The 7,584-nt window shown below is 42.7% G+C and carries 8 protein-coding genes; all 8 read left to right on the top strand.

Translation table 11 applies throughout. The features are described from left to right. The first annotated feature begins 256 nt into the window (after positions 1-256). The 8 genes from N518_RS0112025 to N518_RS0111990 are packed head-to-tail and all read left to right on the top strand — an operon-like array spanning position 257 to position 7,580. Positions 257-631: a Gp49 family protein gene (locus N518_RS0112025; protein WP_026444331.1), complete on the top strand. Its 375-nt coding sequence runs from the start codon at positions 257-259 to the stop codon at positions 629-631. Positions 632-663: 32 nt separating this feature from the next. Then, positions 664-1,155 (top strand): terminase small subunit, encoded by a 492-nt coding sequence (locus N518_RS0112020; RefSeq protein WP_026444330.1) that lies wholly within the window; start codon positions 664-666, stop codon positions 1,153-1,155. After that, entirely contained in the window at positions 1,145-2,551 is a 1,407-nt protein-coding gene (gene terL, locus N518_RS0112015) for a phage terminase large subunit (RefSeq protein ID WP_026444329.1), read from the top strand. Before N518_RS0112020 ends, terL begins: the two co-directional genes overlap by 11 nt. Before the next feature lie 8 nt (positions 2,552-2,559). Next, positions 2,560-3,999 carry a phage portal protein family protein gene (locus N518_RS0112010; RefSeq protein WP_026444328.1) on the top strand — a complete coding sequence of 480 codons (1,440 nt, stop codon included), beginning with the start codon at positions 2,560-2,562 and terminating at the stop codon, positions 3,997-3,999. Then, positions 3,999-5,255 carry a phage minor head protein gene (locus N518_RS0112005; protein ID WP_026444327.1) on the top strand — a complete coding sequence of 419 codons (1,257 nt, stop codon included), beginning with the start codon at positions 3,999-4,001 and terminating at the stop codon, positions 5,253-5,255. The genes N518_RS0112010 and N518_RS0112005 overlap by 1 nt, the downstream gene beginning before the upstream one ends. Before the next feature lie 55 nt (positions 5,256-5,310). Next, positions 5,311-6,228: a hypothetical protein gene (locus N518_RS0112000; RefSeq protein WP_026444326.1), complete on the top strand. Its 918-nt coding sequence runs from the start codon at positions 5,311-5,313 to the stop codon at positions 6,226-6,228. Positions 6,229-6,241: 13 nt separating this feature from the next. After that, positions 6,242-6,589 (top strand): head decoration protein, encoded by a 348-nt coding sequence (locus N518_RS0111995; protein WP_026444325.1) that lies wholly within the window; start codon positions 6,242-6,244, stop codon positions 6,587-6,589. 10 nt (positions 6,590-6,599) lie between these two features. Further along, positions 6,600-7,580: a major capsid protein gene (locus N518_RS0111990; protein WP_026444324.1), complete on the top strand. Its 981-nt coding sequence runs from the start codon at positions 6,600-6,602 to the stop codon at positions 7,578-7,580. The last annotated feature ends 4 nt before the right edge of the window (positions 7,581-7,584 follow it).

The following is a 7,584-nucleotide window of genomic DNA, read 5'->3' as shown; positions in this document are numbered from 1 at the left end:
TGGTCGATTGGCTTGGCTAATTATAGTTGGTAGTGGTGCTGCTTTAGATATCAGTGTTATGCCTAAGCTAAGTAATTGAAAATATTATCGTACGATAATTAAGGAGAAAGGAATGCTCCGATACATACGCCAGATATTCTGCTTCCATGCGTGGGAGTTCGAGAATGATGTGTTCAGGGTGAAAGAATGCAGGAAGTGTGGGAAATGTGAGAGTGCGTGAGCGCTCTTTTTTGTTGTCTAAAAAAGGTAAAAAACCATGTCAGAACAAGAGATTGAAAAAGAGATTCAAGATAAAGGCTTAAATGCTCCACGCTTAACACCAGATCATATTGATAGCGTTATTGTTGATAAATATTTCTTCACAGCTGCAAATGCACAATGGGGTGCTGACCCAAATACAACAGCCTTGATTGGGATGCATAAGCAACTAGAGACATTAACTTTCTGCGTTTTGATTTTAAAGAATGGTTTCACGGTTACGGGTGAATCAGCGTGTGCAAGTCCTGAGAACTTTGATCCAGAGATTGGCCGCAAAGTGGCGTATGAGAATGCACGTAATAAAATCTGGATGCTTGAAGGCTATCTGTTAAAAGAAAAGCTTTACCAAGATTCGATAGATAAAGAATTTTAAGCCCTCTTCGGAGGTTTTTTTATGAGGTAAATATGTCAGAACAATACCCTGGCGCAGAACCACTTGTGGATGATCGTCATGAGTTGTTCTGTCATGAATATTTAATTGATCTTAGTATCAAGAATGCAGCGGCACGAGCCGGATTTAGTGAAAGAAGTGCTCGTCAACATGGTTGGGTGGTTTTCAATCGTCCCGAAGTTAAAGAGCGGATTGCTTTTCTGCGTGAAGAGCGAAATCGAGAGCTTGGGTTAGATAGCTATTATGTATTGAAAAACCTCAAATCTATAGCTGAAAGATGCATGCAAGCTGAAGAGGTGATGATTGATGGTGAGCCCTCTGGTGAGTTTAAATTTGAACATTCGGGAGCGAATAAAGCTCTTGAGCTCATTGGTAAACACATTGGTATGTTCAATGACAGAGTAGAGCATACTGGCAAGAATGGCGGGCCAATCCAGACAGTCAATACAACTATTACTTTGGATGAGTTTAAAAAAGCCCGAGAGGATATTTTAAATGACTACTGAAGCGAGAGATGTGGCAATACAAGTTGAAGCTCAAGAGGATTTGTATTTCTTCTCTCGCTATATGTTCAAAGAACGTCGTAAGTATAAGTGGATGCATAACTGGCATCACCGGGTAGTCTGCGATGCACTTATGAAAGTTTTTCGCGGTGAAACAAAACGCTTAATCATTAATATTCCACCACGTTACTCCAAGACTGAATTGGCGGTAATTAATTTTATGGCTTGGTGCTTTGGTAAAGTGCCGGACTGCGAATTTATTCATGTGAGTTACTCTGCCACATTGGCTGCAAATAATGCATTTCAGACTCGTAATCTGGTCCAAGAGCCCGCTTTTAAAAAGATATTTCCCGACCTTATACTACGGGATGATAGTAAGGCTAAGGATGATTGGCGCACTGTTGCTGGTGGTGTGTGCTATGCACAGGGTACGGGCGGAACTATTACAGGTTTTGGTGCTGGCAAGATTAGAGAGTCTTTTGGGGGTGCAATCATTATTGATGACCCGCATAAAGCGAGTGAGGCACGATCCGATACCATTCGTAAAGGTGTAATTGAGTGGTTCCAAAATACACTTGAGTCTCGTACGAACTCACCAGATACACCAATCATTGTCATTATGCAGCGTTTGCATGAGGAAGATTTGGCAGGCTGGCTGCTTGATGGCGGTAATGGTGAAGAATGGCAACACTTATGCCTTTCTGCAATCCAAGATGATGGCACTGCGCTCTGGCCTGCAAAGCATACTATTGAAACATTAAATCGAATGGAGTTGGCAGCACCTTATGTTTTCTCAGGGCAATATCGTCAAAGACCATCACCACCAGCCGGTGGTTTTTTTAAGCCTGACAATATTGAAATTGTAGATGCATTGCCGAGTGAAATTATTAAAGAGGTTCGCGCTTGGGATTTGGCATCTTCTGAAAATGAGGGTGACTACACGGCTGGTATGCGTCAAGCCAAAGGCAAGGATGGGTATATCTACATTGTGGATGTGCAGCATGCCCAGCTTGGACCAGACGGTGTTGAGAAACGTATTAAACAAACTGCTGAGATGGATGGTAAGTCTGTAGCAATTCGATTACCCCAAGATCCGGGACAAGCTGGTAAGGCTCAAGCTAAAAGCTTTATCAAAATGCTGGCTGGTTTTTCTGTCAAAGCCGAGACTGTTTCTGGTGATAAGATTACCCGTGCTCAGCCTTTTGCCGCTCAGGTCAACGTCGGCAATGTGCGGATGCTTCGCGGTGCTTGGAATAAGCCATTGATTGAGGAAATGCGTAACTTTCCAAACGGCAAGCATGATGACCAAATCGATGCTGGAAGTGATGCATTTAATGAATTACTGGAAGCCAGGACAAAAGCCCGGCCATCTGGCGCAGGCTCGAGAACATTTAATTAGGAATAACTATGGCAAAGTCTAAAAAAGACAAAGTTAAAAATAAGGCTTTGTCTAATGGTTCACTCGACTCTCATTTAGCAGTAAAGAGTTTTTTTAATGCCGGCAAAGCTGCCGATGTTGACGAGACTTTAATGAAAGCAGGTATTCAACGTCACCGATTGTCTGTCTTACTTGATGATGATGAGATTGGTCAAGCTGCTGAAACTCGCTTGGATGCGTTGCTTGGTGCGCCTTATCGTTTAGAGCCTAACGACACACCCGAAGCCGAATTGCTTACTCAAGAGATGAATGAGTGGTTCGTGGAGCTTGCAACGTGTGCACACAATGCGCTGTTCTTTGGCTATTCGGTGCAAGAGGCGATTTACGAGCAAAAGGATACGCATATTGGGCTTAAATGGATTGGCGAAAAGCCGATGGAGTGGTTTGAGCCTAAAAACGATGGTCGTTTGATTTATCGTGCTGAATCGGGTTATGAGGTGGAAGTAGATCAAACAGTTAAGTTTTTCCTAACTCGTCGCAAATCTTCATATAAGCAACCGTATGGCAAGGCGTTATTAGCTTCACTCTACTGGTTATTCTTCTTCAAACAGAATGGATTTAAGTTCTGGGCGAAGTTTTTAGAACGATTTGGCACACCGATTTTGCTTGGAAAGGTGAAAGATGGTGATGATGAAGATATTCGGGCAATGAATGATGCACTACTGTCTGCTCATGCTCAGTCTGTTGTCTCAATTGATGCTGAGGATGATGTAGAAGTACTTGGGGGGGCGCAAGGCACAGCAGGGTCGTCATTTGAAACATTCAATACCGAAATCAAGCGTCAGATTCAAAAGCTCATTTTAGGCCAAACACTTACAAGCGGCACTGATAATTCAGGCAGTCGAGCATTGGGCCAAGTGCATGAGAATGTACGGAAAGACAAACTCAAGTCTGATATTCGGATGATTACACCGACGATTCAAGCAGTCGTAAATGCTTTGTGTGAGTTGAACCAGTGGTCGAAGCATAAAATCATTATCGGTGATGAAAAGTCGCTTGAGACAGATAAAGCTGAGCGCGATGTAAAGCTTAAAAATGCAGGCGCAAATCTAACACCACAATACTTTCAGCGTGAATATGGATTGCAAGATGGTGATATTGCAGAGACTCAAGAGCAAACACCTAAGACTTTTTCAGCTATTCCGAAACGTGCATTTAGTTTCAAGGCTGACATGCAGGGTATTGATCCAAATCAACAAGAAGTGGATGATAAAATTGATGTAATCGATAAGCAGCTATTCTCGGAAAGTGAGCTGCTTAAAGTTGTTGAGTCATCTGCCGATGTTAATGATCTGCAAGCCAAGCTATACGAATCCATGTTGAGCGAATCGGTTGAGAAATTCAATGCAATCATGGCAAGAGCTTTATATTTATTTGATGTGGTCGGGTATGTTCAGCGGAGCAAGTGATGACAATAACCTACGCTGAAGCACTCCGTTATGCTCGTGATAAGCGTGTTGTTCTGCCTGAAGAGTTCTATTTATTGGATTTGAATGCAAGACAATACGCAACCACAGTAAGTGGATTGGCTTCACTTGATCAGATTAAGACTGTAATCAATCTATCTAACAAAGCAATTGAAAGCGGTTCGACATTTCAAGAGTTTCAAAAGGCGGTTAAAGAGTCAGGGATTGAGCTTAGCCCGCACCACCTGGATAATATTTTCCGCACGAATATTCAGAATGCTTATGCTCACGGTATCTGGACGCAGCAGCAGGAGAATAAAGCTAATCGGCCTTATTTGAAATATTCATCATTAACGGATAGTCGAGTTCGTCCAAGTCATTTAGCTTTAAACAATATTGTTAGGCATATCGATGACTCATTTTGGCTGACACACTACCCACCAAATGGCTTTTTATGTCGGTGCGGTGTGGATGCTTTGACTGAAGCGCAAGCCAAAAAGCAAGGCATTACTATTGATGATGAATTGCCAGATGTGCAGCCTGATAAAGATTGGTCAACAAGCCCGGGCAATTATGGCAAACACTTAAATAATGTGCTTCAAGAAAAGATTGATGATGCATTACTCACAAATACACCGCTTGCACGAAAATTAAGTGATATTCAAAACGAAGCTTTAGCCTCGCAGCAAGCGAATGAAAAAATTGTGAAAGCATTTGAGCCTATGTCTGAGGTATCCAAACAGGTCAATGAAGCTATTGTTGATCGTGTGCTTGAGTCTAAAAAGGATGTTGAGCCAAGTGCAATACGAATGTTGACCGAGCTTGTAAGAGATGATGAGCAAGTATTAACTGATCTGCTTAAAAATGCCGTGGTGAAAGATGACAGATCAATCGTTGGCTGGATGAAACGTTCATTTGATTCGCTGCTTTCAATTGCAAAGAATCTTAAAAATAAGCTCACAGGCAACAATCTGAAAGGCTTTGATTCTCTTAATCTGCAAAAAGGTAATGTGATTGGTATTCAAACACCAACTTTATTTAAAACTTCAGCTGAAGCAGGGAAAAGCATCACAATCTTAGACATGAAGGGGCAGGCTTTGGATTTATCTAAGATTAATGGCTTGAAAGGTGCGCTATTGGCTCCTGATTTGAATTTAGAGGTCATTAGCATTACCGATAGTAAAGTGGTGCTAAGAAAGACAAACGAGCTTGCTACACGGCTATTTGTGGCAAATAACACATTATTTAATTTGTATTAATCAAAATCAATTTAAGACCGTCCTATTTGGGCGGTTCTTTTTATGGAGCATGAAAATGCCAGAACTACAAGAAAAGCCAAAAGATCAGTTTTGCTTTGAACTTGGGCAGTTTGCTGTTGAGCAGCCAGTCGAAGGGAAAAAGAAACGAACCTTTACAGGTGTGGCGTACAGCGGTGAGCCGATCCTTGATCACTGGTATTGGGATCGAGTTATTTTTGATTTGGACTCTATTCAGATTAAAGGTCGTATTCCCGCATTACTTGAGCATCGTTCAAGTCAACGAGCAGGGGCGATCAATAGTCACAGTATTGACTATGCACAAGGTTTGGTTATCTCGGGCGACTTAATGAGTAATGAGTTTGGCTCACAAGTCGCTCAAGACTCAGATGATGGCTTTCCGTGGCAGATGTCGGTGCGTATTGAGCCTAGCTCAACCGAAGATATTGCAGCGGATCAAGCGGTAACAGTGAACGGTAAAACGTATCAAGGGCCTATCACAGTGTTCCGTGGCGGTCGTATCCGTGAAGTATCTTTTTGTGCCTTAGGTGCTGATGACAATACAAGTGCAGTGGCGGCAAGTCACAACCCAACCCAACCAACCAAAGAGGGCACTAACGTGACCGAATTAGAACAGGCGAAAGCCAAAATTCAAGAGCTTGAGCAGAAAAACACTCAACTCGAATCAGATGTGAAGAAATTCGCTGCTGAAAAGCGTGAGGCTGAAATCACGGCACTAACCGCTGAAACCAAAACTGAATTTTCAGTAGAAGAAAAAGCCGAAATGGCAAAACTGGACGATGCTGCATTTGCATTTTCCGCTGCTCAAATTCGCAAATTTTCAGCAAATTCAACTTTAAAAAAGCAAGGTCTACCTGACCACCTGACTAAACACCAAGCAGGTGGCGATCCAGCTCAAAATCAATTCAATGCAAAGCCGATGTCACTCGTTGACCAAGCAAAAGCGCGTAAATAAGGGGTAATACAAAATGGCTGTAACTAAAAAAGGCGTAACGTCAGATTGGTTGGCTTGGGAATTGGATGGAAACCATCGTCCGAGTCGTGAAAATGCAACCGTGGCGATCAATCAAACGATTGAAGATGGTCAGCCGGTATCATTTGATGCATCGGGTGACATCGTTGCATTTGATGGCACTGGTGCTGTTGCAGGTATTGCAATTGGCACAGTGAAAACCACAACCGAAAAAGGCAAAGGCGTAATATTGGCGCATCAAGCTCGTATTGTGGCTGAAAAATTAAAAGTTGAGGCGGGTGACTTGGCGACTGTTGTTGCTGGTCTTAAGACTCTTGGCATCACTACTGTGCGCTCGGCATAAGGGGAAAAGAATGGACGAATTAGAATTTAGCACACAGGAATTATCCACTGCTATTACAAGCTTACCAACTCGCATTGGTAATCCAAACGATGTGAATTTATTTCGCAATGTGCCAGGCACAACCAGTGCGTTTGAAGTTGAATTTTATGCTGAAGACACGGTTTTAGTGCCAACAACTGCCTGGGGTGGTGTTGCTCCAAAAAATAGCAGCGGTACTCGAACTTTAGAGACCTTTGCGATTCCGCACATGCCACTTGAAGATGTTGTGAAAGCAGCTGATGTGATGGGTGTTCGTGCTTTCGGTGGCACTGCTGCTGAAACCGTGAATGGCAAAGTGCTCGATAAACTTCAGATCATGAAAAATAAAATCGATACCACACTTGCATTTCGTCGTACGAAAGCAAAACAGGGCATTATCTTGGATGCTGACGGTACAGTGATTGTGAACTACAACACGCGCTTCGGTATTACCCCGCAGTTTGTTGATTTTGAATTAGGAACCGCAACTACTGATGTTGCTGCGAAATGCCAAGATGTTATTGACTTAATCGAAGATGGTTTGGGTCAAGAAACCACATCAGGCATTGAAGTGGAAGTTGATCGCGCATTTTACGATGCCTTGGTTGCTCACAAAAACGTGCGTGAAGTGTTTTTAAACTGGTCTAAAGGCGCTGATGTGCTTGCAGCTGGTAATAAATCAGGCTTTGAATTTGGCGGCTTAAAATTCATTGTGAACCGTCAAAAAATTGGTGGTGTACCGCTGATTGGTGTGAAAGAAGGTCATGCATACCCACTTGGCACACAAGATGTATTCTTAAACGCATTAGCTCCTGCTGACTTCTCTGACACGGTGAATACGCTTGCATTGCCGTATTACGCATCTCAAGAGCCATTGAAGCACAACCGTGGCTTTGAGCTTCATGTTCAATCAAACCAATTACCAATCGTTGCTAAGCCAAAAGCATTGGTGAAAGTAGTTTCAACCAAATAGGTGA

Source organism: Acinetobacter sp. UNC436CL71CviS28 (assembly GCF_000620525.1).
GTDB classification, from domain to species: Bacteria; Pseudomonadota; Gammaproteobacteria; order Pseudomonadales; family Moraxellaceae; genus Acinetobacter; species Acinetobacter radioresistens.
Note: the sequence above shows the minus strand (reverse complement) of the source record. Positions and strands in the feature narration are given on the sequence as shown.

Excerpts from the sequence above, each read along its gene's own strand:
- N518_RS0112025 (WP_026444331.1), top strand. The coding sequence starts at position 257 with ATGTCAGAACAAGAGATTGAAAAAGAGATTCAAGATAAAGGCTTAAAT.
- N518_RS0112020 (WP_026444330.1), top strand. The coding sequence starts at position 664 with ATGTCAGAACAATACCCTGGCGCAGAACCACTTGTGGATGATCGTCAT.
- terL (WP_026444329.1), top strand. The coding sequence starts at position 1,145 with ATGACTACTGAAGCGAGAGATGTGGCAATACAAGTTGAAGCTCAAGAG.
- N518_RS0112010 (WP_026444328.1), top strand. The coding sequence starts at position 2,560 with ATGGCAAAGTCTAAAAAAGACAAAGTTAAAAATAAGGCTTTGTCTAAT.
- N518_RS0112005 (WP_026444327.1), top strand. The coding sequence starts at position 3,999 with ATGACAATAACCTACGCTGAAGCACTCCGTTATGCTCGTGATAAGCGT.
- N518_RS0112000 (WP_026444326.1), top strand. The coding sequence starts at position 5,311 with ATGCCAGAACTACAAGAAAAGCCAAAAGATCAGTTTTGCTTTGAACTT.
- N518_RS0111995 (WP_026444325.1), top strand. The coding sequence starts at position 6,242 with ATGGCTGTAACTAAAAAAGGCGTAACGTCAGATTGGTTGGCTTGGGAA.
- N518_RS0111990 (WP_026444324.1), top strand. The coding sequence starts at position 6,600 with ATGGACGAATTAGAATTTAGCACACAGGAATTATCCACTGCTATTACA.